We start from the raw sequence: 25,838 nt of genomic DNA on the forward strand, positions 1-25,838 counted from the left end.
TCAAGTCGTTAACGATTTTTGAGCTTGTATTTAAATGAATTGTCTTATTAAGGACAAGATAGCGATGCACCCAATACAGCAAAAAGAAAGAACTCAGAACGTGAAGTATCACTTTGATTCAATTGATATCCTTAGAGGCTTTGCCGCGATATCTGTCGTTGTTTACCATGTCATAGAGCATTTTAACTGGAGCTCTTTCCCTACCAATTGGCCGTGGCTGTGGTTCCGCTTTGGTTGGATGGGGGTCGATATGTTTTTCGTTATTTCCGGTTTTGTTATTGCTATGTCAGCCTTCAACCAACTGGATAGAAGTGGAAAAGATAAATTTTTTGTCCCTTTTATGAAGCGTCGTCTCAATAGAATTGTACCGCTTCATTATTTGACGTTGGCTGTTTTTGTCATTTTTGTTTCTCCCTATCTTCTCTTTAATCATTTTTCAATAAACCTGGTCTCTCATTTACTATTTATACATAACCTTAGTTATGATTTGCACGGCTCGATTAATGGAAGTAACTGGTCGCTTGGTGTAGAGATGCAATTTTATATACTTATTGCACTCACCGCACATTGGCTAAAACATGTTAAATGGTGGGTGCTGCTACTCTGCTCGTTGGGTATTTCCTATGCCTGGCGCTTGGCTGCAGTGTATCTCGTCGATTTACAACAACCACTTGGCGTTTTCAAATTATTTGTCAGCGCCACTCAGCTTCCGGGCATGTTAGATGAGTTCGCCGTGGGGATTTTACTTGCCCGTTTGCTCACTTCTGAACTTGGTCAGAAGTTGGTTTCCAACAGAAAATATTCTACAATTTCCTTAATGATTTTGGCCGTTGCACTTACCACAGGCGTAATGTGTATATACCTGAAGTATTCATCTTTCTGGAATTATCCTGCGATGGTTATCTTCTTCCGGACCCTGCTGGCGGCGGCATTTGGCATGATCGTGTTGACCCTCTGTTCGCTTAAAATTACACCATTCCTGAAAAGAGTATTGTACCCACTTTACTATTGCGGAACGATTTCTTACGGCATCTATCTATGGCATTTACCGATCTTGCTTTCTATCAAGAAATTAGATTGGTTAACTCATGGTCAATCACTCGCACTGGTATTGGCGCTAACGTTGGTAATGGCATCATTATCGTGGCACTTCTTTGAAAAACATTTTATCAAGAAGTAAGTTTTTCCGTCATTGCCCCGTTTTCACTGGCGATAGCGCATATAACCATCTTACGAGAAGACAATTATGTGACCTATCGCACCAATCACTACCCACCCGGTTCAATCCTGAGTTAACATGTGTGCCACATCACAAAACCTGCTGGCTGACGTTGCCGGCAGGGTCATCCTCAGACAGGAGTTCCTAAATGTCCAAGCAACAAATCGGCGTTGTCGGCATGGCGGTAATGGGCCGCAACCTCGCGCTGAACATCGAGAGCCGGGGTTACACCGTTTCCATTTTCAACCGTTCTGGCGACAAGACTGACGAAGTGATCGCTGAGAACCCGGGCAAAAACCTGGCGCCGTATTACACCGTTGAAGAGTTTGTTGAATCGCTGGAAAAACCGCGCCGCATCCTGCTGATGGTGAAAGCGGGCGAAGCGACGGATAAAACCATTGCCTCGCTGACTCCGCACCTGGACAAGGGCGATATCCTGATCGACGGCGGCAACACCTACTATCAGGACACCATCCGTCGTAACCGCGAACTGTCCGACCAGGGCTTCAACTTCATCGGCACCGGCGTTTCCGGCGGTGAAGAGGGCGCGCTGAAAGGGCCTTCCATCATGCCTGGCGGCCAGAAAGAAGCTTACGAGCTGGTGGCGCCAATCCTGGAGAAAATCGCTGCGGTTGCGGAAGGCGAGCCTTGCGTGACCTACATCGGCGCAGACGGTGCCGGCCACTATGTGAAAATGGTGCACAACGGTATCGAATACGGCGACATGCAGCTGATTGCCGAAGCCTATTCTCTGCTGAAGCAGGCGCTGAACCTGAGCAACGAGCAGTTGGCCGAAACCTTCGCCGAGTGGAACAAGGGTGAGCTGAACAGCTACCTGATCGACATCACCAAAGACATCTTCACCAAGAAAGACGAAGAGGGTAAATACCTGGTCGATGTGATCCTGGACGAAGCCGCCAATAAAGGCACCGGCAAGTGGACCAGCCAGAGCTCGCTGGATCTGGGCGAACCGCTGTCTCTGATCACCGAATCGGTGTTCGCACGCTACCTGTCCTCGCTGAAAGACCAGCGCGTTGCTGCCTCTAAAGTGCTGACAGGCCCGAAAGTGGCGCCGTTCACCGGCGACAAAGCCGAATTCATCGAGAAAGTGCGTCGCGCGCTGTATCTGGGCAAGATCGTGTCCTACGCGCAGGGCTTCTCTCAGCTGAAAGCCGCGTCTAAAGAAAACAACTGGGATCTGCACTACGGCGAAATCGCTAAGATCTTCCGCGCCGGCTGCATCATCCGCGCCCAGTTCCTGCAGAAGATCACTGACGCGTATGCGGCGGACGCCGATATCGCCAACCTGTTGCTGGCGCCATACTTCAAGCAAATCGCCGACGAATACCAGCAGGCGCTGCGTGACGTGGTGGCTTATGCCGTGCAGAACGGTATCCCTACGCCAACCTTCTCCGCCGCGATCGCCTACTACGACAGCTACCGCTCCGCGGTGCTGCCGGCGAACCTGATCCAGGCGCAGCGCGACTACTTCGGCGCGCACACCTACAAACGCATCGACAAGGAAGGCGTGTTCCATACCGAATGGATGGAATAACCCCGCCCGTTGAGCGATAAAAAAAGCCGCCGAGGTTAACGCCCGGCGGCTTTTTTATTGCGCGCGATTTAACGTTACGCTTTTTTCTGATGCCGCTCGCGCAGCCGGCCGATCACCGCGCTCAGATCCAGATCCTGGTCCTGCAGCAGCACCAGCAGGTGATAGATCAGGTCCGAAGCTTCGTTGGTCAGCTCTTCGCGATCGTTGACCGTGGCGGCCAGCGCGGTTTCCACGCCTTCCTCCCCGACCTTCTGCGCGATGCGCTTGGTGCCGCTGGCATACAGGCTGGCGGTGTACGAGCTATCCGGGCTGGCGTGCTTGCGCTCCGCCAACAGCTGCTCCAGCTGATAGAGGAACGCCCAGTCGCTGGCGGCCGGGTGGAAGCAGCTGCTGTTGCCGAGGTGGCAGGTCGGGCCGATCGGGTTGGCCAATACCAGCAGCGTGTCGTTATCGCAGTCCGGCGTGATGCTGACCACCTTGAGGAAATGGCTGGAGCTTTCCCCCTTGGTCCACAGACGCTGCTTGGTGCGTGAGAAGAAGGTGACGTTGCCGCTCTGCTCGGTAGCCGCCAACGCTTCCTGCGTCATGTAACCCAGCATCAGCACGTCGCCGGAAACGGCGTGCTGCACGATGGCCGGCATCAGGCCGTCGGTTTTTTCCCAGTCCAGCTGGTTTCTCTGTTGTTCTGTCAGCACACGCGAATCTCCACGCCTTGTTCAACCAGGAACCTTTTCAGTTCGCCGATATTGATGATTTGTTTGTGGAACACCGACGCCGCCAGCGCGCCGTCGACGTCCGCATCGCGGAACGCTTCCAGGAAGTGCTCCATGGTGCCCGCGCCGCCGGAGGCGATCAGCGGCACCTTGCAGGCCTCGCGCACCAGGCGCAGCTGCTGCAGATCGTAACCGTTGCGCACGCCGTCCTGGTTCATCATGTTCAGCACGATCTCACCGGCGCCGCGGCGCTGCACTTCCTGTATCCAGTCGAGGGTTTCCCACTGGGTGATGCGGGTGCGGCTCTCATCGCCGGTATATTGGTTGACGTGATATTTGCCGGTTTCACTGTCGAACCAGGTGTCGATGCCTACCACGATGCACTGCACGCCGAAGCGTTCCGCCAGGCGACTAATCAGCTCAGGATCGGCCAGCGCCGGCGAGTTGATTGAAATCTTGTCGGCGCCGAAAGACAGGATCTGGCTGGCGTCCTCGGCGCTTTTAATGCCGCCGGCGACGCAGAACGGGATATCAATCACCTCCGCCACGCGCGATACCCAGCTTTTGTCCACCACCCGGCCGTCGCTCGAGGCGTTGATATCGTAAAACACCAGCTCGTCCGCACCTTCTTGCGCATAGCGCTGCGCCAGCGGCACAATGTCGCCGATGATTTCGTGGTTGCGGAACTGCACGCCTTTCACCACTTGCCCGTCTTTAACATCCAGGCACGGGATTATCCGTTTTGCCAGCATGCGATCGCCTCCTCAACGCTAAATTTACCTTCCAGCAGGGCGCGCCCCACGATCACGCCGGCAACGCCGCTGCCGCGCAGCTGGGCGATGTCGTCCAGATTGCCGATGCCGCCCGAGGCCTGGAAGGCCACCTGCGGATAACGGCGGCCGATCTCCTGATACAGCGCCACGTTGGACCCAGCCAGCGTACCGTCGCGCGAAATGTCGGTGCATAGCACGTGCTTGAGCCCGTAGGGCAGGAACTGCTCCACCACCTGTTCCAGCGTGGCGTCGGAATCCTCCTGCCAGCCGCTAATGGCTACGCGTTTCACGCCCTGCGCGTCGATGCGCACGTCCAGCGCCAGCACCAGCGCGTCGGCGCCGTAGCGCTCGAACCAGCTCTGCACCAACTGCGGCTGTTTCACCGCGGTGGAGCCGATCACCACGCGCGTGGCGCCGGCCTCCAGCAGGGCGCTGACGTCCTGCTCATTGCGGATGCCGCCGCCGACCTGCACCGGTACGTCAACCCCCGCCAACAGCTTGCGCAGCAGCGGGATCTGGCGCGCCGCCGGATCCTTGGCGCCGGTCAAATCGACCAGGTGCAGCACCTGGGCGCCCTGTTGTTGATAGTCCTGCAGGCGCAGCAGCGGATCGTTGCCGTAGTCGCGCTGTTGGCCGTAATCGCCCTGATGCAAACGCACCACGTTGCCGTCGATCAAATCCAAAGCCGGAATAATCATGCTGCCTACATCTCCAGAAAGTTTTTCAACAGTTGCGCGCCGGCCGCTCCAGATCGTTCTGGATGAAACTGCACGCCGAAGAAGTTGTCTTTTTGCACGGCGGCGGTGAAGGGCTCGCCGTAGTTCGCCTGGGCGATGGTGCTGGGGCATATCGGCATCGCATAGCTGTGAACGAAATAGAAGTAGGCGCCGTCATCGATGCCGCGGAACAGATGGTGGCCCGCCTGCGCGGACACTTGGTTCCAGCCCATGTGCGGCAGCGGCAGGCCGAAGTCGGTCATCTGCTTGACCGGCGTATCGATGAGGCCGAGCGTGGTCACGCCGCCGTTCTCTTCGCTGCTGGCCGCCAGCAGCTGCATGCCGAGGCAGATGCCCAGCACCGGCTGCGTGCAGGCCTTGATCAGTTCGATCAGATCGCGCTCGCGCAGTTGATCCATCGCCGCCTGTGCGGTGCCGACGCCCGGCAGGAACAGCTTGTCGGCGCGCAGCACGATCTCCGGATCGCGGCTCACCTCCGGCTGATAGCCCAGGCGCCGCACCGCGTAGGTGACGGAGGCCAGGTTGGCGCAGCCGGTATCCAAAATCACCACGTTCATCACAGCACTCCTTTCGAGCTCGGCAGGGTATTGCCCTCGACGCGGATCGCCTGGCGCAGCGTGCGGCCAAACACTTTGAACAGGCTCTCGACCCGGTGGTGGTCGTTTTTGCCCTTGGTCTTCAGGTGCAGCGTGCAGCCCATGGTGTAAGAGAGCGAACGGAAGAAGTGCTCGACCATTTCGGTGCTGAGATCGCCGACGCGCTGATAGTTGAACTCGGCCTTGTACTCCAGGTGCGGGCGGCCGGAGATATCCAGCGCGCAGCGCGCCAGGCATTCGTCCATCGGCAACACGAAGCCGAAGCGGGCGATGCCGCGCTTGTCGCCGAGCGCCTTGTTCAGCGCTTCACCCAGCGCCAGGCCGGTGTCTTCCACCGTGTGGTGATCGTCGATATACAGATCGCCTTTGACGTCGATCTCCATGCGGAAGCCGCCGTGGGTGGCGATCTGATCCAGCATGTGATCGAAGAAGCCGACGCCGGTTTTGATCTTGCTGCCGCCTTCGCGATCCAGCCACACGTTGACGTCGATCTGCGTCTCTTTGGTCACGCGATTAACCCGCGCGTGGCGATCGCGCAGCGTCAGCTGGCGCACGATCTCTTTCCAGCCCAGCACGCCGCGCTGGTAGCGCAGCCCATGGATGCCCATGTTTTCCGCCAGCTGCACGTCGGTCGGCCGATCGCCGATCACGTAGCTGTGGGCGGCATTCAGCACGCCGGGTTCGAGGTAACCCTTCACCAGCGCGGTTTTCGGCTTGCGGCAGTCGCAGTTGTCCGCCGGCAGGTGCGGGCAGATCAGCACATCGGCGAACTGAATGCCCTGCGAGCTGAGGATCTGCATCATCAGGTTGTGCGGCGGATCGAAGGTTTCCTGCGGGAAACTGGCGGTGCCGAGCCCATCCTGATTGGTGATCATCACCAGCTGATACCCCGCCTGTTGCAGCGCCAGCAGGGAAGGGATCACGTCCGGCTCGAGCGCCAGCTTGTCCAGGCGGTCAACCTGGAAATCTTCCGGTGGCTCGGCGATCAGCGTGCCGTCACGATCGATAAAGAGGATTTTTTGGCTCACATTGGCTCCTGGCGAGTCTGGTTGGCACCGGGCAGGGCGGACAAGGCGTCCACCACGCGTTGACATTCGTCGCGGGTGCCTATGGTGATGCGCAGGCAGCCGGACAACCCGGGCTGTTTGTTTTGGTCTCGTAAGATAATGCCCTGATCCCACAAGCTTTTAAACACATTACTTGAGGCGGTGAAGCGGGCCAGCAGGTAATTGCTGTCGCTGGCGAAAACCTGCTCGACGCAGGCGCATTTTTCCAACTGTTGCTGCAGCCAGCTGCGGGTGGCGGCAATGTCGGTGACGCGCTGGCGCATGGTGCGGATACCTTCTTCGCTCAGCGCCTGCGCGGCGATATCCGCCACCGGCGTCGAAAGCGGGTAAGGCGCGATCACTTTCAGCAGCAGGGCGATCAGATCTTCGTTCGCGAGCGTAAAGCCGCAGCGCAGGCCGGCCAGCGCAAAGGCCTTCGACAGCGTGCGCAGGATAGCCAGGTGCGGATAGTCGCTCAGCCACCCGGCCACCGAGGCCTGCGGGCAAAACTCGATATAGGCTTCGTCCACCGCGACGATCGCCTTGCCTTTGGCCAGCTCCAGCAGGTTGCGCAGAGAGTCCGGATCGATCAGGTTGCCGGTCGGGTTGTTCGGGCTGCAGACGTAGATCAGCTTCACGTTGTCCATGCTGTCTGCGATGGCCGGCAGATCCAGCTGCCAGTCTTCTTTGGCGGCTACGGTGCGGCGCTCCACGCCGAAGGTTTCGGCGCTGACGGCGTACATGCCGTAGGTCGGCGGGCAGAACAAGATGGCGTCTTTACCCGGCTCGCAGAAGGCGCGGATCAGCAGCTCGATGCCTTCATCGGCGCCGCGGCTGACCAGCACCTGCTCTTTCTTCACCCCGGCGTAGGCGGCGTAGCGTTCGATCACCAACGCCGGCTGGCACTCCGGATAGCGGTTGAAGGTTTGCGCGGTCAGCTGGAACTCGGGCGCGATCGGGTATTCGTTGGCATTGAGCCACACGTCGCCCTTACCGCCGAGGCGACGCGCCGATTGATAAGGGGTCAGCTCGCGAACGTTGGCGCGTGCCAGTTTTTCGATGCTCATGCTTGCTCCTTCAGGGCGGCGACGCGCAGGGTCACGGCGTTCTTGTGGGCGATCAGCTGCTCGGCGGCAGCCAGCGTCTCGATGGTGGCGGCCAGGTTGCTGAAGCCCTGCGGCGTCAGCTCCTGCACCGTCATGCGTTTTTGAAAATCGGCCAGCCCCAGGCTGGAGCAGGTGGCGGTGTAGCCGTAGGTCGGCAGCACGTGGTTGGTGCCGGAGGCGTAATCGCCGGCGGACTCCGGCGACCAGTCGCCGAGGAACACCGAGCCGGCGCTGGTGATGCCGTCTACCAGCTCGCGCGCATTGCGGGTCTGAATGATCAGGTGCTCCGGGCCGTAGCGGTTGCTGATGGCCACGCACTCAGGCAGATCGCGCGCTACGATCAGGCGGCTGCTCGCCAGCGCCTGGCGGGCGGTCTCGGCGCGCGGCAGCTCGGCCAGCTGGCTTTCCACCGCTTCGGCCACTGCCTGCGCCATTGCCGCGTCCGGCGTCAGCAGAATCACCTGCGAATCCGGGCCGTGTTCGGCCTGCGACAGCAGATCGGAAGCGACGAACGCCGGGGTGGCGCCGGCGTCGGCGATCACCAGCACCTCCGAAGGCCCGGCCGGCATGTCGATGGCGGCGCCGTCGAGACGCTGGCTGACCTGCCGCTTGGCTTCGGTCACGAAGGCGTTGCCCGGCCCGAAGATTTTCGCCACGCGCGGTACGCTTTCGGTGCCGAATGCCAGGGCGGCGATCGCCTGTGCGCCTCCGACCTGAAACACTTCCTGCACGCCGCACAGCTGTGCCGCATACAGGATCTCATCGGCGATCGGCGGCGGCGAGCACAGCACCACCCGGCGGCAACCGGCGATGCGCGCCGGCGTCGCCAGCATCAGCACGGTGGAGAACAGCGGCGCCGATCCACCGGGAATATACAGGCCCACCGAGTCGATTGGGCGGGTCACCTGCTGGCAGCGCACGCCCGGCTGCGTTTCGACGTCCACCGGCGGCAGTTGCTGCGCGTTGTGGAAGGTGTCCACGTTGGCGACGGCCACCGCCATCGCCTGTTTGATGTCATCGCCCAGTCGGGCGCAGGCGGCGGCGATCTGCTCGGCGCTGACGCGCAGCGCGGCGACGTCCGCCTTGTCGAAACGGGCGCTGTAGTCGCGCAGCGCCCGATCGCCGTTGGCCTTCACGTTGTCGAGGATCTCGCTCACCGTGCGGGTGATGCTATCGGAAGCGGCGATTGCCGGGCGCATCAGCAGCTCGGCCTGGCGTTCGGCGCTGCACGTTGCCCAATCGATCGGCGTGTTGAAGGTCGACATGGCGTTACTCCATCATCTTTTCAATCGGCAGCACCAGAATCGAGCTGGCGCCGAGCGCTTTCAGTTTTTCCATGGTTTCCCAGAACAGGGTTTCGCTGCTCACCATGTGCATCGCCACGCGGTTCTGCGCGCCGGCCAGCGGCAGAATGGTCGGGCGCTCGGCGCCCGGCAGCAGCGCGACGATCTCGTCCAGCTTCTCGCTCGGCGCGTGCAGCATGATGTATTTGGATTCGCGCGCCTGGATCACGCCCTGAATGCGGGTCATCAGGCGGTCGATCAGCTGCTGCTTGGCTTCCGGCATTTCGCCGTCGCGCTGAATCAGGCAGGCCTTGGAGCGGTAGATCACTTCCACTTCGCGCAGGCCGTTGGCCTCCAGCGTGGCGCCGGTAGAGACCAGATCGCAGATGGCGTCGGCCAGGCCGGCGCGCGGCGCCACTTCCACCGAGCCGTTCAGCAGGCAAGATTTAAAGCGCACGCCCTGCTTGTCGAGGTATTGCTTCAGCAGGTGCGGGTAAGAGGTGGCGATGCGGGCGTCCTGCAGGTTTTGCGGACCGGTATATTCGGCGTCGAGCGGGGTGGCCAGCGACAGGCGGCAGCCGCCGAAATCGAGGCGGCGCAGGGTGAAGTAGCGCGGGTCTTCGCCCTGAGCGCGGCGGCTGAGCAGCTCTTCTTCCAGCACGTTTTCGCCGATGATGCCCAGATCGACCACGCCGTCCATCACCAGGCCCGGAATGTCGTCGTCGCGCACGCGCAGGATATCGATCGGCATGTTTTCCGCGAAGGCGATCAGGCGCTGTTGCTGCAGGTTGATCTTGATGCCGCAGCGCGCCAGCAGCTCCTGGGATTCATCGCTCAGGCGGCCCGACTTCTGCATTGCGATCCGTAAACGTGTCTTGTCCAGCATGGTAACCTCTGTTTAATCTGTAATTTTATGAATTTATTGTAAAAACTATTCTTTTCTGTCTGTCCGGAGCCAAAAAAAAAACCCTCGGAAGAAATCTTCCGAGGGCTCTCTCTTGCGTTCTGCGCGCCACTGGAAGATTAACAAACCGTCTTCCAGCACTCATCGCCTGAAAGACTAGTCAGGGTGATGGTGATGATGGTGGTTGAACTGAACGCGTGTCATGGTGTTTTTCTCTAATCAAAAGCCGGTAAAAACCGTATGCCAATTAAGCTAAACTATCCGCTGTCCACCGCGCAACCCTTTTTTAACGTCATAAATTTAATTTATTGAAACAGGTTAGGTTATTAGCCACAGACGGCTTTACCTAACCTTAAGCCGGGCAGATTGTATCGTCGTGCACAGTGGCGTAGCCTTAGGGGTAGGGCGCTGCGATCTTCAGGAGAGGAAGAGGATGAAAAAGGTAGCCATTATTGGTTTGGGTTGGCTGGGCATGCCGTTGGCGCTGTCGCTGATGGGGCGCGGGTATGATGTGGTCGGCAGCAAAACCACGCCGGACGGCGTCGAGGCCGCGCGCATGAGCGGCATCGAATGCTATCAACTGGAGCTGACGCCGGAGCTGGTGTGCGATCCGGACGATCTGGAATCGCTGCTGCGCGTGGATGCGCTGGTGGTGACGCTGCCCGCTCGCCGCACCGTCGAAGGCAGCGAGAACTATTTCAATGCGGTGCGTATGCTGGTGGACAGCGCGATGGCCTTCGGCGTGCCGCGGGTGATCTTTACCAGTTCCACCTCGGTGTACGGCGAAACCGCCGGCACGCTGCGCGAAGAGTCGCCGCTGCGGCCGGTCTCGCCGTCGGGCCGGGTGCTGGCCGAGCTGGAGCGCTGGCTGCATGAATTGCCGAACACCTCGGTGGACATTCTGCGGCTGGCGGGGCTGGTGGGCGCCGATCGTCACCCCGGTCGCTTCCTGGCGGGCAAGCTCGATGTGAAGGGCGGTTCGCAGGGGGTGAATCTGGTGCACCAGGACGACGTCATCGCCGCCATCCAGCTGTTGCTGAAGCTGCCGAAGGGCGGTCACGTGTACAACCTGTGCGCGCCGCGTCATCCGGCCAAACGCGAATTTTATCCGGCGCTGGCCGAGCAGCTGCACCTGGAGCCGCCGCAGTTCGCCGACGAAGCGGAGCAGGATGAGCGGCTGGTGGACGGCAACCGCATCTGCAACGAGCTGGGTTTTGAGTACCAGTATCCCGATCCGGCGCGCATGCCGGTCAGTTAAGGCAGCATACGTCGTTTAAAGCGGGAAAAGGTGGCTCGTCACAAAGTCGACGAACAGCCTGATTTTGACTGACAGGTGGCGGCCCGACGGCCAGAGGACATGAAAAACCATGTTCTCGCGGTCGTATTCATCCAGAACCGTCACCAGGCTGCCCTGTTCCAGCTGTCTGCGCACGGCGATCTCCGGCAAATAAGCGATGCCGAGCCCTTGCTCCGCGAAGCACACCTGCGGATCGAGGGTATTTGTCACCATGCTGGCCGGCCGTTCGGGGATCGTCTCCGTCTTGTCCCCCAGCGGCCAGACATCCAGTTTGCCGGTGCTGGGAAAGCGATAATGCAAACGGGCATGGCTTGTCAGATCCTCGGGCTTGCTCGGCATACCCGCTTGGCTGAAATAGCTTGGCGCGCCAACGAAAACCTTGCGGCAGGTCCCCAACCGGCGGGCAACCAGCCGTGAATCGCTCGGGGTGCCGCTGCGGATAACGGCATCGAAACCTTCCTCAATCACGTCAACCAACCGATCCGAATAATCAATATCCAGCTCGATCTCAGGATAGCGGCGCTTGAAGTCCCCCAGTTTTGGCATGAAAAGCGTGCCCAGCGACGGGAGACTGATGCGCAGCTTACCCTGGGGCGTTCCTCGCGTTTGCAACAGTTCGGCTTCCGCGTCTTTCACCTCGCTCAAAATGCGTCGGCACCTCTCTAGGAACAAGGCGCCTTCCGGCGTCAGGTTGACCGTGCGGGTGGAGCGGTGAAACAACCGCACGCTGAGCCGTTCCTCCAGCCGGGCGATGGTTTTGCTGACCGCCGACGCGGAGATCCCCAGCTGTTGCCCGGCCGCCGTGAAACTGCGGCTTTCACTGACCCGCACGAAAACGTCGAGAGAACCCAAGCTTTCCATAGGCTTCCATTCTATTGATGACCTTTACGTCATGAGTGTTATTCACTTTAGCCTGTTTTTCTTTTATCGGCGAGTGGGCAGCATGATGCAAACGTCATCCGCAATGGGCGGAAACATCTTTGAATGAGGAGTGATTGATGAATCAAACGACGATATCTGCGCCTGCCGCGAGCAGCGAGCGGTTGCCGCTGGGGGGCCTGCTGGCGTTGGCGATGGCCGCTTTTATCACGCTGCTGACCGAGATCATGCCGGCGGGCGTGCTTTCTTCGATTGCGGGCGATTTGAGCGTGTCTGAAAGCCTGGCGGGGCAATTCATCACCGCCTATGCGGTGGGGGCGTTGGTCGCCGCCATTCCGCTCACCGCATTGACGCAGGGCATGCGGCGCCGCCCCTTGCTCTTGAGTGCGATCGGCGGCTTTGCCATCGTCAACCTCGTCACGGCGCTGTCGCATGATTACCACGTCTCATTGGCGACGCGTTTCTTCGCCGGCGTTTTCGGCGGCATCGTTTGGTCCTTGCTGGCCGGTTACGCCGTGCGCATGTCACCGGCCCATCTTGGCGGCCGCGCTATTGCGATCTCCGGCGCCGGCGCCACCCTGGCGCTGGTGCTTGGCGTACCGCTCGGCACGTTGCTTGGCCGAGCCATCGGCTGGCAAGGCGCCTTTGGCCTGATGACGTTGATGGCGGTGATGCTCGTGGTGTGGATCATCGCCATCGTGCCGGATTTCCCCGGCCAGGCTAAGGCGCATCGCCCGTCTCTGAGCGGCGTATTCTTGCAATGCGGGATCCGCGCCGTGCTGTTCGTGGTGTTCACCTTCATCGTTGCCCACAACATTCTGTATATCTACCTGGAGCCTTTCCTCAAACCGTCGGGGTTATCCGAGCGGGTCGATATCGTGCTGTTTATCTTCGGGCTGGGCGCGATTGCCGGATTGGGCGTCGCCGGGATGCTGGTCGATCGACGAGTCCAATCTCTTACGGTAATGAGCATCGTCACCTTTGCCCTCGCCGCCGTGCTGCTGGGGAGTGGGGGACGGATAGCCCCGATGGTTTATCTCGCGGTCGCATTGTGGGGCGTGGCTTTCGGCGGTTTCGCCACCCTCACGCAGACGGCATTGTCACGCCTTTCCGGCCGCGCGGCCGATATGGCGCAGTCCATGTATACGACGGGCTGGAATACCGCCGTGGCCGCCGGTGGCGCGATCGGCGGCATGCTGCTCGACAAGGGCGGAACGGCCTCTTTTGCCTGGGCCATCATCGGGCTCCTCATCCTGTCTTTAACCGGCACGCTGTTTGCCATGAATCGGGCGCTGGCCTCTCAGCGATGAGGTGATTGGCGTGCGGCGCGCGCCAAATCCTCCAGCAGCGCGTTCAACGCCTCGTCGGGCTGGACAGGGCGGCTGACCAGGCTGAGCGTGGCGCGGTAAGAGAGCGCCGCGCCGCCCAGCTGCCGCAGCAGCCCCTGTTCCACCCAGCGCGCCGCGTAGTGGGTGGGCAGGTAGCCGAGACAGGAACCGCTCAGTACCAGATGGGCGACGCTTTCCATATGGTGGGCCACCGCAGCCAGGTGAGGCGGCGCGATCGGGCACAGCTGCTGCGCCAGCAGGTAGCCGCGCTTGACCCAACGCGCGTTTTCAATCTGCTCGCGCTCCGGTTCTTCCACCGCGAACAGCGGGTGATCCGCGCTGCAGTAGATCGCCTGCGTCTCCTCCAGCCATGACTGATAACGCAACGCCTCCAACTGTTGGCCGAAGTAGCCGATGCCCAGATCGAGCTGCCGGTGCAGCAGCCCCTGCTCAATCTCGTTCGGTGAACAGATGCGGCACTGCAATTGCACGTCCTGATGTCGGCGCTGGAAGTGTTTGATGGCCTGGCTGAACGGGTTGCCCGGCAGCGAAACCAGATTATCCACCAGACCGATCTGCAGATCGCCGGTCAGCAGGCCGTTCAGCGACTGGCTGACCCGGGTGAAGTCGCGGGCGGCGTTGAACAGCGAACGGCAGGCGATCAGCATGCGTTCGCCCTTGGGCGTCAGCCGGAAGCCTGAGCGGCCGCGTTGGCACAGGCGAAAACCCAGCCGGGTTTCCAGCGAGGCCAGGTGGGTGCTGATGGTGGATTGGTTCATCAGCAGCGTTTCCTGCGCGGCGCTGACGCCCTGGGCTTCTGCCACCGCGACGAACACCCGCAGCAGTTTCAGATCGATATCGCTTAGGTTGGTGAGCATTCCCCCTCCGAAGAACGTCGGCCGGTTAACCCATTTTTAACATCGAAGAAATAGGGGCGGCGCTGAAGATATGGCCTTCCTTATGGCATGAATTGGAAATAAAAATCAATACTTCAATAAGTTAGTTGCATCGCGTTTTTCGATGTTTACATGCAAAAGCGGGAATGGTAGCCGGGGTGGCCAACGGGGTAGTCTGCGAATGTTGCTCAAATGTTTCAATTCATCGCAGATCAAGACAAGGAAACGCCATGCTGAACCAACCCCAAAGCGGTAACGACATGCCGCGCTTTGCCGGTATTCCCACCATGATGCGCCTGCCCGCGGCCGACCAGGCGCACGGTCTGGATGCCGCCTTTGTCGGCATTCCGCTGGATATCGGCACCTCCAACCGCAGCGGCACCCGCTATGGCCCGCGCCAGATCCGCCAGGAGTCGGTGATGATCCGCCCTTACAACATGGGCACCGGCTCCGCCCCGTTCGAACGTCTGCAGGTGGCCGATCTGGGGGATGTCGCCATCAACCCTTACAGCCTGGCGGACAGCGTGCAGCGCATCGAGGCGGCTTACCACGAGATCCTGGCGCACGGCTGCATGCCGTTGACGCTCGGCGGCGACCACACGCTGACGCTGCCGGTGCTGCGCGCCGTCGCCCGTCGGCATGGCCCGGTCGGGCTGATCCACGTCGATGCGCATTCCGACACCAACGAGGAGATGTTCGGCGAACAGCTGGCGCACGGCACCACCTTCCGCCGCGCGTTCGAGGAGGGGCTGCTGGCGCCGGAAAAGGTGGTGCAGATTGGCCTGCGCGGCAGCGGCTATGCGGCGGACGACTTCGACTGGTCACGGCGCCAGGGCTTCCGCGTGGTGCCGGCCGAGGCCTGCTGGCACCGGTCGCTGACGCCGCTGATGGCGGAGATCCGCGAACAGATGGGCGATGCGCCGGTTTACCTCAGTTTCGATATCGACGGACTGGATCCGGCCTTCGCACCGGGCACCGGCACGCCGGAAGTCGGCGGGCTGTCGGTCTGGCAGGGGCTGGAGATCGTGCGCGGCTGCCACGGGCTGAACCTGGTGGGCGGCGACGTGGTGGAGGTGTCGCCACCTTACGATCGCTCCGGCAACACGGCGCTGCTGGCCGCCAACCTGCTGTTTGAAATGTTGTGCGTGCTGCCGGCCCGCTGAGGCCGGTGCGCTGACCCTACCGGCGGAGCGGTTGCGTCGGGGCCCCTGATAACAATAACAACGGAGTGGAGGTACCCATGAATCTCGATCTGCTGGTCGTGGTGTTTTACTTTCTGGTGATAGGCGCGGTGGGGTGGATGGGCATTCGCCGCGCCAATTCCAAAGAGGCGTATCTGGTCGCCGGGCGCAATCTGGGGCCGGGGTTGTATTTGGGCACGCTGTCGGCGGTGGTGCTCGGCGGCGCGTCGACCATCGGCAGCGTCAAACTCGGCTACACCTACGGCATCTCCGGCGTCTGGCTGTGCGGTGCGCTCGGGCTGGGCATCGTGGTGCTGAGCCTGGTGCTGGCCAAGCCGCTGCTCAAGCTGAAGCTGTATACCGTCAGTCAGGTGCTGTCGCGGCGCTATCACCCGGCCGCGCGGGTCACCAGCGGCGCGATCATGCTGGCGTATGACCTGATGGTGGCGGTGACCTCGATCATCGCCATCGGCAGCGTGATGCAGGTGATGTTCGGCCTGTCGTTCAGCGCGTCTATCCTGCTCGGCGGCGGGCTGGTGGTGCTGTATTCGACGCTGGGGGGCATGTGGTCGCTGACGCTGACCGACATCATTCAGTTCATCATCATGACCGTCGGCATGATGCTGGTGCTGATGCCGATGAGCATCGTCAAGGCCGGCGGCTGGGAAGCCTTCACCAGCCTGCTGCCCGCCGGTTACTACCAACTGTCGTCGATCGGGTTGGACACCATTCTGGTGTTCTTCCTGATCTACTTCTTCGGCATTCTGATCGGCCAGGACATTTGGCAGCGGGTGTTTACCGCCCGCAGCGCCAACGTGGCGCGCTTCGCCGGGCTGGGGGCGGGCGTCTATTGCGTGCTGTACGGCGTGACCGGCGCGCTGATCGGCATGGCCGGCAAGATCGTACTGCCGTCGCTCAGCAACACCGACGGCGCCTTTGCCGCCATCGCGCAGGCGGTGTTGCCGGTCGGCGTCAGCGGGCTGGTGGCCGCCGCGGCGTTGGCAGCGCTGATGTCCACCGCCAGCGCCTGCCTGCTGGCCTCTTCCACCATCGCGCTGGAGGACGTATTGCCGGCCATCCGGCGCAAACCTTCCGGCGGGTTGGCCGCCGGGCGCTTCACCACGCTTCTCATGGGCGTGGTCATGCTGGGGCTGGCGTTTGTGGTACGCGACGTGCTGGCGGCGCTGACGCTGGCTTACAACCTGCTGGTGGGCGGCATGCTGATCCCGCTGGTGGGGGCGATCTTCTGGCCGCGCGCCACCAGCGCCGGGGCCATCGCCAGCATGCTGACCGGCAGCCTGTGCGTGGTGGGGCTGATGATCTGGCACGGCATCGACGCCAACAGCCCGATCTACGGCGGCCTGCTGGGCGGCGGCGTCGCCTTCGTGTTGGGCAGCCTGTTGAGCCGCCCGGCAGCGCAGCTGCAGCCGCAAACCGAGCGTTGAGACGAGGCTAATGATCGCGACGAGGTGGAACATGAACAATCGCAATGTGGCGTCACGCTCAAAAATTGAAGTGCGCTCGATAGACTATGTGCCCCGTCACGAGCGGCATGGCAAGGTTTGGCATCAGGCGCCGTTTTGGTTTACCGGTAATTTCGTTTTGACGACGATGGTGGTCGGTTTCACCGGCCCTGCGTTGGGGCTGGGTGCGCTTTATTCGATGCTGGCCATTGCCGCCGGCGTAGGGTTCGGCACGTTCTTCATGGCGTGTCATGCCAATCAGGGGCCGCGCATGGGGCTGCCGCAGATGATCCAGTCGCGGGCCCAATTCGGCCTGCGTGGCGCCATCGTTCCCTTTGCCGCCGTGGTGTTTGTTTACATCGGTTTCAACGTGTTCAACGTTATTCTCGCGACCGATGCGATCAACACAGTGCTGCCGGGCCACCGTCTGCCCTGGTATGCGTTGCTGATCGCGGTGGCCGTGCTGTTGGCGATCGTCGGCCACGATATGCTGCATGCGGTGCAGCGCTGGCTGACCTATGTGATGATGGCGGTGTTCGGCGTGCTGACGATCGGCGCCGCGTTGTCGCTGCGGATGGATGCCGCCGTCGGCGCCGGGCATTTCTCGTGGGCGGCCTTTTTGATTCAGCTGTCGGCCGCCGCCGGCTACCAGATCAGCTACGCGGTGTACGTTTCCGACTATTCGCGCTATCTGCCGCAGGAAACGCCGTCTGCCAAAGTGATCTTTTGGACTTATCTGGGGGCGGCAGGATCGGCGCTTTGGCTGATGTCGCTGGGCGCGTTTCTGGCTTCAGCCTTACCGGCCCCCGATGCGATCGGCAGCGTACAGGCGGTGGGTAATGCCGTTTACCCGGGGTTTGGCACGCTGGCCGTGCTGATCGCCGTGCCCTCGCTGGTCGGCATCATGGCGGTCAACTGTTATGGCGCAATGCTGACCAGCCTCAGCGCGATTGACGCGTTCCGTAAAGTGACGCCGACGTTGAGATTACGCATGATCGGCATTGGCGTCGTCGCCCTGACGGTGTTTGCGGTGGCGTTGGCTATCCCGGCGAGCTATCTCGCCAGCTTCAATACCTTCGTGCTGCTGATGCTGTATTTCCTGGTGCCCTGGACGGCGGTGAATCTGATGGACTTTTACGTGGTGCGCGGCGGGCATTACGCGATCGGTGAAATCTTCAACCCGGCGGGGATCTACGGCCGCTGGGGGCGCTCCGGCCTGACGGCCTACGCGATCGGCCTGCTGGCGATGGTGCCGTTCATGACGTTGGGCTTTTACACCGGCCCCTTTGCTGTTTTACTGGGCGGTGCGGATATCGCTTTTCTGGTCGGCCTGCTGGTGGCCGGGAGCGTTTATGTCGTGATGTGCCGGAAGCTCGATCTTGAAGCCGAACGGCGGGTGGCGTTGTGCTGCGAGGGTTTATTGGAAGGAGAACGGGAGTGAAGGAAAAAATCAGCGTCGCATGCTGCCAGTTAGCGTTGCGGGTCGGGGAAGCGGAACACAATCGGGCGCTGTCCGCCCAGGCGATCCGCCGGGCGGCGCAGTGCGGCGCCAACGTCATCGTGCTGCCGGAGCTGGTGAACAGCGGCTACGTGCTGCGCGATAAGGCGGAGGCGCGCGCGTTGGCCGAGGCCGAAGACGGGCCGAGCCTCAGCCTGTGGGGAGCCCTGGCGCGCGAGTTGGATGTTGCGATCGTCGCCGGTTTCTGCGAGCGCCTGCCCGATGGCGAGGTGGCCAACAGTGCGGCATTGATCGATGCGCAGGGGGTGAGGGCAATTTATCGCAAAGCGCACCTGTGGCACGAAGAGAGCACCATTTTTACCGCCGGCGATCGGCCGCCGCCGGTCATCGAGACCCGCTTCGGCCGGTTGGCGGTGATGATCTGCTACGATCTCGAATTCCCTGAGTGGGTGCGGCTGCCGGCGCTGGCCGGCGCTCAGTTGCTGTGCGCGCCGGTCAACTGGCCGCTGGCGCCGCGCCCGCAGGGCGAACGGCCGGCGGAGATGGTGAAGGCGCAGGCCAACGCCGCCGTCAATCGGCTGTTCATCGCGGTGTGCGATCGTTGCGAAACGGAGCGCGGCGTCGCGTGGATCGGCGGCTCGGCGATCGTCGACGCCGACGGCTATCCGTTGACGCAGAGCCTGGCGGGCGAAGGCATGGTGCTGGCATCGATGGATATCGGCGCGGCCGATGACAAGCACATCGGCCGCCACAATCACGTGCATCGCGATCGGCGGCCGCTGCTGTATTGAAGCGGCGGGGCGGGCTGCCCCGCAGAGGGTTTTTGCCGGCGGCAACAGCCGCCGTTTTGGCGCTTACAGCCAGCCCGATTTCTTCAGCTTCTGATACAGGAAAATGCAGCCGACGGCGGTCACCCCCAGCGTGGCGTGGTAGGCCCACGGGAACTTCAGCTCCGGCATATCGGCGAAGTTCATGCCGTACAGGCTGAAGACCACCGTCGGAATGGCCAAAATCGCGCCCCAGCCCGCCAGCCGTTTCACCACTTCGTTCTGCTTGACCGTCACCAGCGCCAGGTTGACGTGCATGGCGTTGGTCAGCATTTCACGCATGTCGTCGATATTGCTGACCACCTGATGTGCGTGATCCTGCACGTCGCGCACGTAGGCGCGCAGCTCTTTCGGGATCACCTCTTCGTGCAGGCGGATCAGCTGGTTGCAGATTTCATCCATCGGCAGTGCGGCGTTGCGCAGCGCCAGCAGATGGCGGCGCAGGGTATAGACGTTCTCGATCGCCGCCTGATCGAACTCCGACTGGAACATGTTGGCTTCGATATTCTCGATGGTGCTCTCGAAGCGCGCCACCACGCTGCGGTAGTTGTCCACCACGAAGTCCAGCACCGAATAGAGGGCGAAGCCCGGCCCGCGGCACATCTGCTTGCGGTTCTCTTCCGCCTTGGCGCGGATCGGCGCGTAGCTGGGCGAGGCGCCGTGGCGCACCGTCACCAGAAAGTTTTTGCCGACGAAGAAGTGGGTTTCACCGTATTCGATTTCGTCGTGCTCGCCCCACTGCGCGGTTTTAACCACGATGAACAGCGAATCGCCGTAGGTCTCCAGCTTCGGCCGCTGGTGCGCGCACAGCGCGTCTTCGATCGCCAGATCGTGCAGGCCGAACTCCTCCTGCACCTTGCGCATAAACGCCGGTTCCGGCTGCCGGAGCCCCAGCCAGACGAAGGTGTCCGGCTGTTTGACCACCTCGCTGATATCGTCGATGGTCACTTCGCCCAGCCGTTGGCCGGCTTTGTACGCCACACAGTTCACCACCATGCTTTTGCTGTCCATCCGTCCATCCATTAATCAGTCAGAGTTTTGGTGAGAAAATAACACTCATGTTCCACCGGATAATCTTTCAGCGTCATTTGCAGCTGATAGCCGAGTTTTTCGTAGAACGGCCGCGCCTGGAAGCTGAAGGTATCCAGGCGAGCGTAGCGGCAGCCGCGCGCCTGCGCCTCGCGTTCGGCGGCGCGCATCAACCGGCCGCCGAGGCCGCTGCCGCGTTGGGAGTCCGCCACCCACAGCCACTCGACGCTCAGCCAGTTGCCCCAGGTTTCGGCGGTCAGCCCGCCGATCACCGTGCCGGCCTCGTCGCGCGCATAGACGCTGAGCGGCTTGCGGTGACGGGCGTCGATATGCGGCAGGTTGTAAGCGCGCAGGCCTTGCCTGATCGCATCGAGGGTGTGTTCGTCAATCGCGTCGGTAACGGTAATGTCCATGATTCCTCCTGGGTGATGCGTTAACTTAAGCACACTGCGGCCAAAAGGCAACCTGTTGAAATGTAATGCAAACGACCGAGCCCGCTGAGTGGGCTACACTAAACGGGTCATTTCACCCCCAGGAGGATGCCATGCCCCGATTGACTTTGCTGGCCGGTTTGCTGCTGTGCAGCGGCCTGCTGCACGCCGCGCCGACGGTCAGCCAACTGCAGGACGGTCTGGAACACCCGTGGTCGCTGGCCTTCTTGCCGGCGGAACAAGGCCTGCTTATCACCGAGCGGCCCGGCCGGCTGCGGCTGTGGCAGCAGGGCAAAGGCCTGTCGCCGCCGATCGTCGGCGTGCCGCAGGTTTACGCCGAGGGGCAGGGCGGCCTGCTGGAGGTGTTGCCGGCCCCCGACTTCGCCGCCAGCCGCCGGGTGTACCTCAGCTTCGCCGAGCCGGGCGAGGGCGGCAAAGCCGGCACGGCGGTCGGCTACGGCCGTTTGAGCGAAGACGGCGCGCGGCTGGAAAACTTCAAGGTGATCTTCCGCCAGTTGCCCAAGCTGTCGGTCGGCAATCACTTCGGCGGCAAGCTGGCGTTCGACCGGCAGGGCTACCTGTTTATCGCGCTGGGCGAAAACAACCAGCGGCCGACGGCGCAGGAGACCGACAAGCTGCAGGGCAAGCTGGTGCGGCTGACCGCCGAAGGCGCAGTGCCGCCAGACAACCCCTGGGTCGGCCAGGCCGGCAAACGGCCGGAAGTTTGGTCCTACGGCCACCGCAATCCGCAAGGGCTGGCGCTGAACCCGTGGAGCGGCGCGATCTGGGAACACGAGCACGGCCCGCGCGGCGGCGATGAGCTCAACATCCCGCAGCCGGGTAAAAACTACGGCTGGCCGCTGGCCACCTACGGCATCAATTATTCCGGCCAGCCGATCCCGGAGGCCAGGGGGGAACGGGTGCCCGGCACCGAACAGCCGCTGCACTATTGGCGGGTTTCGCCCGGCCTCAGCGGCATGGCGTTTTATGACGGGCAGCGCTTCCCCGCCTGGCGGCACTCGCTGTTCATCGGCGCGCTGGCGCAAAAGGAACTGATTCGCCTGACGCTGGAAGGCGACAAGGTGGTGGCGGAGGAGCGGTTGCTGGGCGATCGCGGCGAGCGCATTCGCGAGGTACGTAGCGGGCCGGATGGCTACCTGTATCTGCTGACGGACGAGCGGGACGGCAAGCTGCTGAAAGTCGGGGCGTCGTAACGCCCCGCAGCGATCAGGTAAGTTCGCTCATCACGCCGCGCTGGTAGGCCGGGCGAGCGCGCAGCTGCTGATACCAGCGCTCCATGTTCGGCCGCGAACGGCGGGCGATCGGCATCTCGAACCAGGCGTAGGCGAAGCTGCCGAGCGGAATATCGCCAAAGCCGAACGCTTCGCCGGAGAGGTAAGGCTGATGTGCTAGCGCCTGTTCAATGACGTCGAAGTGTTTTTCCAGCGTGGCGATCGCCGCTTCGATTTTCGCCATGTCGCGCAATTCCGGCGCGGTGCGGATCAGGCCCCAAAAGACGATGGTGAAGGCCGGGACGATGGTCGAGGTGGTCCAATCCATCCACTTCTCGGCGGCGGCGCGTGCCTGCAGATCTTGCGGATAGAACGTCGCGTCGCCGAATTTCGCCGCCAGGTAGCGCACGATGGTGTTGGATTCCCACAGCACGAAGTCATCGTCCTGCAGCAGCGGCACCAGGCCGTTCGGGTTCAGCACGCGGTAACTCTCTTCGTTCACCTTGCCGAACGCGCCGCCGGCGTTGATGTGGGTATAGCTCAGCCCCAGTTCGGCGGCGCACCACAGCACCTTCCTGACGTTGTTCGAATTCTCACGACCCCAAATGGTCAGCATGGGATAACTCCGTTAGCGGATTAAAGACCCTTAATACCTACGCCACAATGCGCTTTTTGTCACACCGCAGGGCACTTTTTGCCTGCCGCTCAGCGCTCCCAGCGGCACACTTCCCAGCTGTGCTCCGCCGCCAGCGCGCTCAACTCGCTGTCGGGGTTGATCACCGTAGCGCTGTCGACGAATTGCAGCATCGCCTTATCGTTGAGGGAATCGCTGTAGCCGTGGCTGTGTTCGAATTTCAGGTGCGGATGCTGCGCCAGCCAGTGTTGCAGGCGGATCACCTTACCCTGTTGGTAGGTCATGGTGCCGTAGGTGTTGCCGGTGAAGCGGCCGTCGCTGATTTCCACGCCGATCGCCAGCGCATCGTCGGCGCCGAGCTGTTCGGCGATCGGCGCCACCAGGTGCTCGCCGGTGGCGGAGATCACCAGGATGCAGTCGCCGCGCTCGCGGTGCCATTGCAGGCGTTCACGGGCGGCGGGGTAGACGCGCGGCAGGATATCGCGGCGAATGTAGCGTTGCACCCAGCCGGCCACGGTTTGCACGCTCAGGCCGGTCAGCGGCGCCAGCGTAGCCTGCATATAGTCCTCCATCGACAGCTTGCCCTGATAATAGAGCTGCATCAGCTGCTGCTCTTGCAGTTCCAGCTCCGCCGGCGCGAAGCCCTGGCCGACCAGCCAGCGGATCCACAGGCTGGCGCTGTCATCGTCAATCAGGGTTTCATCCAGGTCGAATAAGGCTAAATCCATCAGTATTTCTCCGGCAGGCAGGGTATGAGGTCGTTTACAGGATAGCGGATAGCGCCCATCGCCAGCCAGCGGCGTCGGCGAAATTGCGCAGAGCATAAGAAACATTGATGACGGTTTTGCGACAGTTTGTTGAACGTTTGCATAACTTAGAACGCAACAATATTGGCCGCTCCGGCGAGCGCGGTGATAACTATGGAGCAAATGCAGCCACCCGCTGGAGAGAGACAATGTTGATTATTCGCCTGTACGGCAGCCCGATCGCGATCGGGGAAGAAGAGGAACCGCATGATGACGCACCTGACGACGCTGAAGACGCTGCCGCTGCTGGATCTTTCGCAGCTTGACGGCGATGCGCGCCGGCGGCGCGCCTTTCTTGACGATTTGCGCGCGGCGGCCCGCGACGTCGGTTTTTTCTATCTGCGCGGGCACGGTGTGGACAGTGCGCTGAATGCGCGGCTGCAGCAGGGCGCGCGGCAATTCTTCGCGCTGCCGGAAGCCGACAAATTGGCGGTGCAGATGGTGCATTCGCCGCACTTTCGTGGTTACAACCGGGCGGCGGCGGAGCTGACGCGTGGCCAGCCGGACTGGCGTGAGCAGTTCGATATCGGCGCCGAACGCCCGGCGCTAACGCTGTCTGACGACACCCCGCGCTGGGCGCGGCTGCAGGGGCCAAACCAGTGGCCGGCGGCGCTGCCGACGCTGAAACCGCTGCTGCTGCAGTGGCAACAGGCGATGACCGCCATGTCGCTGCGGCTGCTGCGCGCTTTCGCTTTGGCGCTGTCGCTGCCGGAGCAGGCTTTCGATCGCTTGTACGGCGAGAAGCCCAACGAACACATCAAACTGATTCGCTACCCGGGGCGGGACGCTACCGGCAGCGCACAGGGCGTCGGCGCGCACAAGGACTCCGGCTTTCTCAGCTTCCTGCTGCAGGACGCGCAAAAAGGGCTGCAGGTGGAGGTGAGCGAAGGGCGGTGGATTGATGCCCAGCCGCGTGAGGACACCTTCGTGGTGAACATCGGCGAGCTGCTGGAGCTGGCGACCAACGGCTACCTGCGCGCCACGGTGCACCGGGTGGAAACGCCGCCGGCGGGGCGCGACAGGCTGTCGATCGCCTTCTTCCTCGGCGCGCGATTGGACGCGGTGGTGCCGTTGTATCAACTGCCGCCGTCGCTGGCGGCGCAGGCGCGCGGCCCGGCCAGCGATCCGCTCAATCCGCTGCTGCGCGACGTGGGGTATAACTACCTGAAAGGCCGCATCCGTTCCCACCCCGATGTGGCACAGCGCTTTTATCGGGACGTCATCGGCGTCTGAACATCAGGCACAAAAAAGCCCGGCGCGTCGGCCGGGCTGATGGCGATTGATTCTGGCGATTATTCCGCCAGCGCCTGCTGCAGATCGGCGATCAGATCTTCCACATCTTCAATCCCCACCGACAGGCGCACCAGCTGCGGCGTGATGCCGGTTGCCAGGCGCTGTTCCAGCGGAATGGAGGCGTGCGTCATGCTGAACGGCTGGCTGATCAGGCTTTCCACGCCGCCCAGGCTTTCCGCCAGGGTGAACAGGCGCGAGCGCTGAATGACCCGGCGCGCATAGGCGTCGTCGCCTTTCAACCGCACCGAGATCATGCCGCCGAAGCGCGTCATCTGGCGCGCCGCCAGCTCATGCTGCGGGTGGCTCGGCAGGCCGGGATAGTAGACGTTTTCCACCTGCGGCTGGCTCTCCAGCCACTGGGCGATGCGCAGCGCGCTGTCGCTGTGGCGCTGCATGCGCAGGGCCAGGGTGCGGATGCCACGCAGCGTCAGGAAGCTGCTGAACGGATCGAGAATGCCGCCGACCGCGTTTTGCAGGAAACCGAGCTGCTCCGCCAGCGCCGGGTTATCCCCCACCGCCGCGACGCCGGCCACCACGTCGGAGTGGCCGTTGAGGTATTTGGTGGCGGAGTGCACCACCACGTCAAAGCCCAGATCCAGCGGACGCTGCAGATACGGCGAAGCGAAGGTATTGTCCGCCACGCTGATTAGCTGATGCTTTTTGGCGATCGCGGCGATGGCGCTCAGATCCGCCAGTTTCAGCAAGGGGTTGGTCGGGGTTTCCACCCAGATCATTTTGGTATCCGGCTCGATCGCCTGTTCCAGCCCGGCGAGATCCGCCGGTGACACGTAGGTGACGCGCAGGCCGGCGGTGCGGCTGCGCACCTTTTCCAGCAGGCGATAGGTGCCGCCGTACAGGTCGTCTACCGCGATCAGGTGGCTGTCTTTATCGAGCAGCTCCAGCACCGTGGAACAGGCCGCCAGGCCGGAGGCGAAGGCGTAGCCGCGGCTGCCGCCTTCCAGTTCGGCGATGGCACTTTCCAGCGCGGTGCGCGTCGGGTTGGCGCTGCGGGAGTATTCGTAGCCGGTATGCTCGCCCGGCGCCGGTTGGGCGTAGGTGGAGGTGGCGTAAATCGCCGGCATCACGGCGCCGGTGGCGTCCGGGGTGTAACCGGCGTGAACGGTCAACGTATCAAACTTGGCCATAATGGG

The 25,838-nt window shown here is 61.9% G+C and carries 27 protein-coding genes and 1 other annotated feature; of the genes, 11 read left to right on the forward strand and 16 right to left on the reverse strand.

All coding sequences use genetic code 11. The features are described from left to right. Positions 1–64: 64 nt before the first annotated feature. Positions 65–1,180 carry an acyltransferase family protein gene (locus AWX27_RS09840; protein WP_060421525.1) on the forward strand — a complete coding sequence of 372 codons (1,116 nt, stop codon included), beginning with the start codon at positions 65–67 and terminating at the stop codon, positions 1,178–1,180. Between the two features lie 187 nt (positions 1,181–1,367). Next, the gene (gndA, locus tag AWX27_RS09845) at positions 1,368–2,774 is read left to right on the forward strand and encodes an NADP-dependent phosphogluconate dehydrogenase (protein WP_004938815.1); all 1,407 of its coding nucleotides are present in this window, start codon (positions 1,368–1,370) and stop codon (positions 2,772–2,774) included. A 74-nt stretch (positions 2,775–2,848) separates the two neighbouring features. Here gndA and hisIE read toward each other — a convergent pair whose 3' ends face one another. The 9 genes from hisIE to hisL all read right to left on the reverse strand — a co-directional run bounded on the left by hisIE (position 2,849) and on the right by hisL (position 10,136). After that, complete coding sequence (gene hisIE / locus AWX27_RS09850; protein WP_060421528.1) at positions 2,849–3,469, reverse strand: bifunctional phosphoribosyl-AMP cyclohydrolase/phosphoribosyl-ATP diphosphatase HisIE; 621 nt, start codon at positions 3,467–3,469, stop codon at positions 2,849–2,851. Beyond that, a complete protein-coding gene (gene hisF, locus AWX27_RS09855; protein ID WP_060421531.1) occupies positions 3,463–4,239 on the reverse strand; it encodes an imidazole glycerol phosphate synthase subunit HisF in 777 nt (258 codons plus the stop codon). Before hisF ends, hisIE begins: the two co-directional genes overlap by 7 nt. Further along, entirely contained in the window at positions 4,221–4,958 is a 738-nt protein-coding gene (hisA, locus tag AWX27_RS09860) for a 1-(5-phosphoribosyl)-5-[(5-phosphoribosylamino)methylideneamino]imidazole-4-carboxamide isomerase (protein ID WP_060421534.1), read from the reverse strand. Before hisA ends, hisF begins: the two co-directional genes overlap by 19 nt. Before the next feature lie 5 nt (positions 4,959–4,963). Continuing rightward, the gene (hisH, locus tag AWX27_RS09865; protein ID WP_033637766.1) at positions 4,964–5,554 is read right to left on the reverse strand and encodes an imidazole glycerol phosphate synthase subunit HisH; all 591 of its coding nucleotides are present in this window, start codon (positions 5,552–5,554) and stop codon (positions 4,964–4,966) included. Beyond that, complete coding sequence (gene hisB, locus AWX27_RS09870) at positions 5,554–6,621, reverse strand: bifunctional histidinol-phosphatase/imidazoleglycerol-phosphate dehydratase HisB (RefSeq protein ID WP_060421537.1); 1,068 nt, start codon at positions 6,619–6,621, stop codon at positions 5,554–5,556. Before hisB ends, hisH begins: the two co-directional genes overlap by 1 nt. Next, a complete protein-coding gene (hisC, locus tag AWX27_RS09875) occupies positions 6,618–7,706 on the reverse strand; it encodes a histidinol-phosphate transaminase (RefSeq protein WP_033646737.1) in 1,089 nt (362 codons plus the stop codon). The genes hisB and hisC overlap by 4 nt, the downstream gene beginning before the upstream one ends. Further along, positions 7,703–9,010, reverse strand: a complete 1,308-nt coding sequence (gene hisD / locus AWX27_RS09880; RefSeq protein WP_060421541.1) for a histidinol dehydrogenase — start codon at positions 9,008–9,010, stop codon at positions 7,703–7,705. The genes hisC and hisD overlap by 4 nt, the downstream gene beginning before the upstream one ends. A gap of 4 nt (positions 9,011–9,014) precedes the next feature. After that, positions 9,015–9,914: an ATP phosphoribosyltransferase gene (gene hisG / locus AWX27_RS09885; RefSeq protein WP_049202244.1), complete on the reverse strand. Its 900-nt coding sequence runs from the start codon at positions 9,912–9,914 to the stop codon at positions 9,015–9,017. A gap of 72 nt (positions 9,915–9,986) precedes the next feature. Then, positions 9,987–10,113 (reverse strand) — a sequence feature (His leader region). Beyond that, positions 10,089–10,136, reverse strand: coding sequence for a his operon leader peptide (hisL, locus tag AWX27_RS25045; RefSeq protein WP_100396937.1), 48 nt, complete (start codon positions 10,134–10,136; stop codon positions 10,089–10,091). It overlaps the preceding feature by 25 nt. A 229-nt stretch (positions 10,137–10,365) precedes the next feature. On the opposite strand from hisL, the gene AWX27_RS09890 reads away from it, so the two are divergent. Then, positions 10,366–11,190, forward strand: a complete 825-nt coding sequence (locus AWX27_RS09890; RefSeq protein WP_015377257.1) for an SDR family oxidoreductase — start codon at positions 10,366–10,368, stop codon at positions 11,188–11,190. Between the two features lie 15 nt (positions 11,191–11,205). On the opposite strand, the gene AWX27_RS09895 is transcribed toward AWX27_RS09890, so the two are convergent. Next, a complete protein-coding gene (locus tag AWX27_RS09895) occupies positions 11,206–12,090 on the reverse strand; it encodes a LysR family transcriptional regulator (RefSeq protein WP_060421544.1) in 885 nt (294 codons plus the stop codon). Positions 12,091–12,227: 137 nt separating this feature from the next. On the opposite strand from AWX27_RS09895, the gene AWX27_RS09900 reads away from it, so the two are divergent. Then, positions 12,228–13,418, forward strand: a complete 1,191-nt coding sequence (locus AWX27_RS09900; protein ID WP_080432944.1) for an MFS transporter — start codon at positions 12,228–12,230, stop codon at positions 13,416–13,418. Here the strand turns inward: AWX27_RS09900 and AWX27_RS09905 are convergent. Further along, a complete protein-coding gene (locus AWX27_RS09905; protein ID WP_060421547.1) occupies positions 13,409–14,314 on the reverse strand; it encodes a LysR family transcriptional regulator in 906 nt (301 codons plus the stop codon). The two genes, AWX27_RS09900 and AWX27_RS09905, sit on opposite strands and share 10 nt — an antisense overlap. Before the next feature lie 248 nt (positions 14,315–14,562). Between AWX27_RS09905 and speB the strand changes: the two genes are divergently transcribed. The 4 genes from speB to AWX27_RS09925 all read left to right on the forward strand — a co-directional run bounded on the left by speB (position 14,563) and on the right by AWX27_RS09925 (position 19,226). Continuing rightward, positions 14,563–15,495: an agmatinase gene (gene speB, locus AWX27_RS09910; protein ID WP_033637774.1), complete on the forward strand. Its 933-nt coding sequence runs from the start codon at positions 14,563–14,565 to the stop codon at positions 15,493–15,495. 77 nt (positions 15,496–15,572) lie between these two features. Further along, positions 15,573–16,958, forward strand: coding sequence for a sodium:solute symporter family protein (locus tag AWX27_RS09915; protein WP_060421550.1), 1,386 nt, complete (start codon positions 15,573–15,575; stop codon positions 16,956–16,958). A 31-nt stretch (positions 16,959–16,989) separates the two neighbouring features. Next, the gene (locus AWX27_RS09920) at positions 16,990–18,417 is read left to right on the forward strand and encodes a purine-cytosine permease family protein (protein ID WP_060421554.1); all 1,428 of its coding nucleotides are present in this window, start codon (positions 16,990–16,992) and stop codon (positions 18,415–18,417) included. Next, complete coding sequence (locus tag AWX27_RS09925; RefSeq protein WP_060421557.1) at positions 18,414–19,226, forward strand: nitrilase-related carbon-nitrogen hydrolase; 813 nt, start codon at positions 18,414–18,416, stop codon at positions 19,224–19,226. Before AWX27_RS09920 ends, AWX27_RS09925 begins: the two co-directional genes overlap by 4 nt. A 63-nt stretch (positions 19,227–19,289) precedes the next feature. Here AWX27_RS09925 and AWX27_RS09930 read toward each other — a convergent pair whose 3' ends face one another. Then, complete coding sequence (locus AWX27_RS09930) at positions 19,290–20,273, reverse strand: magnesium and cobalt transport protein CorA (protein ID WP_055312326.1); 984 nt, start codon at positions 20,271–20,273, stop codon at positions 19,290–19,292. 11 nt (positions 20,274–20,284) lie between these two features. Then, positions 20,285–20,704: a GNAT family N-acetyltransferase gene (locus tag AWX27_RS09935; RefSeq protein ID WP_033654621.1), complete on the reverse strand. Its 420-nt coding sequence runs from the start codon at positions 20,702–20,704 to the stop codon at positions 20,285–20,287. Positions 20,705–20,835: 131 nt separating this feature from the next. Between AWX27_RS09935 and AWX27_RS09940 the strand changes: the two genes are divergently transcribed. Continuing rightward, positions 20,836–21,936, forward strand: a complete 1,101-nt coding sequence (locus AWX27_RS09940) for a PQQ-dependent sugar dehydrogenase (protein ID WP_060421561.1) — start codon at positions 20,836–20,838, stop codon at positions 21,934–21,936. A gap of 13 nt (positions 21,937–21,949) precedes the next feature. Here the strand turns inward: AWX27_RS09940 and AWX27_RS09945 are convergent, their stop codons facing one another. Beyond that, positions 21,950–22,570 carry a glutathione S-transferase family protein gene (locus AWX27_RS09945; protein WP_060421564.1) on the reverse strand — a complete coding sequence of 207 codons (621 nt, stop codon included), beginning with the start codon at positions 22,568–22,570 and terminating at the stop codon, positions 21,950–21,952. A gap of 89 nt (positions 22,571–22,659) precedes the next feature. Continuing rightward, positions 22,660–23,316: an HAD family hydrolase gene (locus AWX27_RS09950; RefSeq protein WP_060421567.1), complete on the reverse strand. Its 657-nt coding sequence runs from the start codon at positions 23,314–23,316 to the stop codon at positions 22,660–22,662. Positions 23,317–23,423: 107 nt separating this feature from the next. Here AWX27_RS09950 and AWX27_RS25050 point away from each other — a divergent pair, with 107 nt between their 5' ends. Together AWX27_RS25050 and AWX27_RS09955 are read left to right on the forward strand one after the other, a co-directional pair. Continuing rightward, positions 23,424–23,660, forward strand: coding sequence for a hypothetical protein (locus AWX27_RS25050; RefSeq protein ID WP_072265446.1), 237 nt, complete (start codon positions 23,424–23,426; stop codon positions 23,658–23,660). Next, positions 23,605–24,627, forward strand: coding sequence for an isopenicillin N synthase family dioxygenase (locus AWX27_RS09955; protein WP_060421854.1), 1,023 nt, complete (start codon positions 23,605–23,607; stop codon positions 24,625–24,627). The genes AWX27_RS25050 and AWX27_RS09955 overlap by 56 nt, the downstream gene beginning before the upstream one ends. Positions 24,628–24,686: 59 nt before the next feature. Here the strand turns inward: AWX27_RS09955 and AWX27_RS09960 are convergent, their stop codons facing one another. After that, positions 24,687–25,832: a trans-sulfuration enzyme family protein gene (locus AWX27_RS09960; RefSeq protein ID WP_025302206.1), complete on the reverse strand. Its 1,146-nt coding sequence runs from the start codon at positions 25,830–25,832 to the stop codon at positions 24,687–24,689. Between the last annotated feature and the right edge of the window lie 6 nt (positions 25,833–25,838).

This window comes from Serratia sp. 2880STDY5682894, from assembly GCF_001537385.1.
GTDB lineage: Bacteria > Pseudomonadota > Gammaproteobacteria > Enterobacterales > Enterobacteriaceae > Serratia > Serratia nevei.

Bases quoted from the DNA above. Each gene is read 5' to 3' on its own strand.
- AWX27_RS09840 (WP_060421525.1), top strand. From the start codon at position 65: ATGCACCCAATACAGCAAAAAGAAAGAACTCAGAACGTGAAGTATCAC.
- gndA (WP_004938815.1), top strand. From the start codon at position 1,368: ATGTCCAAGCAACAAATCGGCGTTGTCGGCATGGCGGTAATGGGCCGC.
- hisF (WP_060421531.1), bottom strand. From the start codon at position 4,239: ATGCTGGCAAAACGGATAATCCCGTGCCTGGATGTTAAAGACGGGCAA.
- hisA (WP_060421534.1), bottom strand. From the start codon at position 4,958: ATGATTATTCCGGCTTTGGATTTGATCGACGGCAACGTGGTGCGTTTG.
- hisH (WP_033637766.1), bottom strand. From the start codon at position 5,554: ATGAACGTGGTGATTTTGGATACCGGCTGCGCCAACCTGGCCTCCGTC.
- hisC (WP_033646737.1), bottom strand. From the start codon at position 7,706: ATGAGCATCGAAAAACTGGCACGCGCCAACGTTCGCGAGCTGACCCCT.
- hisD (WP_060421541.1), bottom strand. From the start codon at position 9,010: ATGTCGACCTTCAACACGCCGATCGATTGGGCAACGTGCAGCGCCGAA.
- hisG (WP_049202244.1), bottom strand. From the start codon at position 9,914: ATGCTGGACAAGACACGTTTACGGATCGCAATGCAGAAGTCGGGCCGC.
- AWX27_RS09890 (WP_015377257.1), top strand. From the start codon at position 10,366: ATGAAAAAGGTAGCCATTATTGGTTTGGGTTGGCTGGGCATGCCGTTG.
- AWX27_RS09895 (WP_060421544.1), bottom strand. From the start codon at position 12,090: ATGGAAAGCTTGGGTTCTCTCGACGTTTTCGTGCGGGTCAGTGAAAGC.
- AWX27_RS09900 (WP_080432944.1), top strand. From the start codon at position 12,228: ATGAATCAAACGACGATATCTGCGCCTGCCGCGAGCAGCGAGCGGTTG.
- AWX27_RS09905 (WP_060421547.1), bottom strand. From the start codon at position 14,314: ATGCTCACCAACCTAAGCGATATCGATCTGAAACTGCTGCGGGTGTTC.
- speB (WP_033637774.1), top strand. From the start codon at position 14,563: ATGCTGAACCAACCCCAAAGCGGTAACGACATGCCGCGCTTTGCCGGT.
- AWX27_RS09915 (WP_060421550.1), top strand. From the start codon at position 15,573: ATGAATCTCGATCTGCTGGTCGTGGTGTTTTACTTTCTGGTGATAGGC.
- AWX27_RS09920 (WP_060421554.1), top strand. From the start codon at position 16,990: ATGAACAATCGCAATGTGGCGTCACGCTCAAAAATTGAAGTGCGCTCG.
- AWX27_RS09930 (WP_055312326.1), bottom strand. From the start codon at position 20,273: ATGGACAGCAAAAGCATGGTGGTGAACTGTGTGGCGTACAAAGCCGGC.
- AWX27_RS09935 (WP_033654621.1), bottom strand. From the start codon at position 20,704: ATGGACATTACCGTTACCGACGCGATTGACGAACACACCCTCGATGCG.
- AWX27_RS09940 (WP_060421561.1), top strand. From the start codon at position 20,836: ATGCCCCGATTGACTTTGCTGGCCGGTTTGCTGCTGTGCAGCGGCCTG.
- AWX27_RS09945 (WP_060421564.1), bottom strand. From the start codon at position 22,570: ATGCTGACCATTTGGGGTCGTGAGAATTCGAACAACGTCAGGAAGGTG.
- AWX27_RS09950 (WP_060421567.1), bottom strand. From the start codon at position 23,316: ATGGATTTAGCCTTATTCGACCTGGATGAAACCCTGATTGACGATGAC.
- AWX27_RS25050 (WP_072265446.1), top strand. From the start codon at position 23,424: ATGACGGTTTTGCGACAGTTTGTTGAACGTTTGCATAACTTAGAACGC.
- AWX27_RS09955 (WP_060421854.1), top strand. From the start codon at position 23,605: ATGACGCACCTGACGACGCTGAAGACGCTGCCGCTGCTGGATCTTTCG.
- AWX27_RS09960 (WP_025302206.1), bottom strand. From the start codon at position 25,832: ATGGCCAAGTTTGATACGTTGACCGTTCACGCCGGTTACACCCCGGAC.